This is a genomic window from Thermococcus sp. (assembly GCF_027066465.1).
In the GTDB taxonomy this organism is placed as follows: Archaea; Methanobacteriota_B; Thermococci; order Thermococcales; family Thermococcaceae; genus Thermococcus.
In genome coordinates, this window is sequence record NZ_JAMONU010000104.1 from 1 (window position 1) to 2,278 (window position 2,278).

The following is a 2,278-nucleotide window of genomic DNA, read 5'->3' on the forward strand; positions in this document are numbered from 1 at the left end:
AAGTCTTCTCAAGCCCCTTGACGAAAAGTGGCATGGGTGAGGGTTTTATAAGCTCACAATCCAAAATCCATTAGGTGAACCAAATGAAGACCGAGAGAGCGAAGGAGATACTCCTCCAGCTTTTGAAGATACCCTCGCCTTCGGGCCAGGAAGACAGGCTCATGCTCCACATTATGGAGTTCCTGCACAGGCTCGACTACGACGTCAAGATAGAGAGCGACGGCGAGATAATAGACCTCGTCGTGAACCCGGAAGCGGAGCTTTTCTACGAGGTCCACGTTGACACGATACCGATTCGCGCAGAGCCCTTCGTCAGGGGCAACATAATCTACGGCACCGGAGCAAGCGATATTAAGGGTGGAGCCGCGGCAATTCTTCTCATGCTCGAGGAGCTGAGGAAGGAAAACAAAGACCTCAACGTTGGCATCGTCTTCGTCAGCGACGAGGAACTCGGCGGTCGCGGGAGCGCGCTCTTCATGGAGCGCTACAAACCGAGAATGGCCGTTGTCCTTGAGCCGACCGACCTCGAAGTCCACATCGCACACGCCGGCAACATCGAGGCCTACTTCGAGGTGGACGGCAAAGAAGCCCACGGCGCCTGTCCGGAGAGCGGTGTGAACGCGATTGAAGAGACCTACAAGATGCTGGAAGAACTCAAAAAGCTCGAACCCTTCGAGGCCAAGGGCGAGTTCTTCGACCCGCACATAGGCATTCAGGAGCTCGTCTGCGAGAACCCCGTCTACCTAATCCCGGCCCTGTGCAAGGGAAGGCTCGAGGCGAGGCTTCTGCCGGAGCAGGAGGTCGAGGACGTTCTGGATTTAATGGACCCGATACTCGACGAGTACACCAAGAGCTACGAGTACACCGAGATATGGGACGGCTACAGGCTCGAGCCGGACGAGGAGATAGTCCAGCTCGCCAAGGAGGCGATGGAGAAAACTGGCCTCGACGAGTTCGGCGGGATGAGGAGCTGGACGGACGCGATAAACTTCATGTACAACGGAACGAGGACGATAGTTTTCGGTCCCGGCAACCTCGACATCTCGCACACCAAGTTCGAGCGCATAGATGTCAGGGACGTTGTTACGGCAAGCGAGTTCCTAAAAGCTTTAAACGAGATTTACGGCGGGAACGAGCCGAAGGAGTGAGCCTTTCGTCTTCCCTCTTTTGGGCAAGGCTCCACCAGTTACTTGGGGATTTTATCGAAACGCATTTATATATAATCGTGTTTATACAATCTGGTGAAAGCTGTGGAGTTCATAGACCGCGAGAGGGAAATGAAGGTTCTCGAGTGGGAGTGGGAGAATCGGCCATCATTCGTCGTTCTCTACGGAAGGAGGAGAGTTGGAAAGACGAGGCTGATGCGCGAGTTCTCCAAGGGCAGGAAGACCTTCTTCTTCACGTTCCCCGAGGCGATAAGGGAAGTGCAGATGAAGGAGTTCAAGCGCGCCATTTCATCGTTCCTTGGGGACGAGCTGATACTGAAGGTTGAGACTGATAACTGGTTCGACCTCTTGAGCTATCTCGCCGAGAGGGCAGAGGACTGCCTCATAGTCCTTGACGAGTTCACCTACGCCATAAAGTCCGACCGGAAGATTCTGAGCGACCTCCAGAGGGTCTGGGACGGAATTTTGAGCGAGAAAAACGTCATGCTCGTCATCTCCGGCTCTCTGCTCGGCATGATGTGGGACGACGTTCTAAGTCACGCTTCGCCCCTCTACGGCAGGAGGACGAGGAGCCTTCATCTGAAGCCCTTAGATTACCCCAACGCCCTGAAGTTTTTTCAAGACAAGGAATACGGGATAAAGGCTTACATGCTCGTTGGGGGAATTCCGCCTTACCTGAGGCTCGCTTCCCGCTATTCATCGATTGAGGAGTTCGTTAGAGAGGAGTTCTTGAGCGACTATGGTTTGTTTTACGACGAGCCCTACGTAATCCTCGGCGAGGAGCTGAGGGAGCTTAAAACTTACTTCTCAATCCTCAGGGCGATTGCAGAGGGCAACAGAAGGCTTGAGAGGATTGCGAACTACCTCGGCCTTCCGGCGAGGAGCGTTTATCCCTACATCGAGACCCTCATGAGGCTCGGCTTCGTCGAGAAGGAAACCCCAATCCTCGGGAGCAGGAAGGTGAGCCTGTATCGGATAAGCGACCCGGTTCTGCTGGGCTGGTTCGTTCTGACTTACCCCCAGATGGCCGAGATAGCCTCGGGAACCGCCAAGCTCGATGGCCTCTACAAGGTTTTCTCGGTTCGCTTTGAGGACCTAGCGAGGGAGTTCCT

The 2,278-nt window shown here is 54.5% G+C and carries 2 protein-coding genes; both read left to right on the plus strand.

The genetic code is table 11. From position 1 onward, the window contains the following. Positions 1-83 precede the first annotated feature (83 nt). Entirely contained in the window at positions 84-1,148 is a 1,065-nt protein-coding gene (locus MVK46_RS04830; RefSeq protein ID WP_297535515.1) for a M20/M25/M40 family metallo-hydrolase, read from the plus strand. Positions 1,149-1,250: 102 nt separating this feature from the next. Continuing rightward, a partial coding sequence (locus tag MVK46_RS04835) for an ATP-binding protein (protein WP_297535516.1) occupies positions 1,251-2,278 on the plus strand: 1,028 nt, incomplete at its 3' end.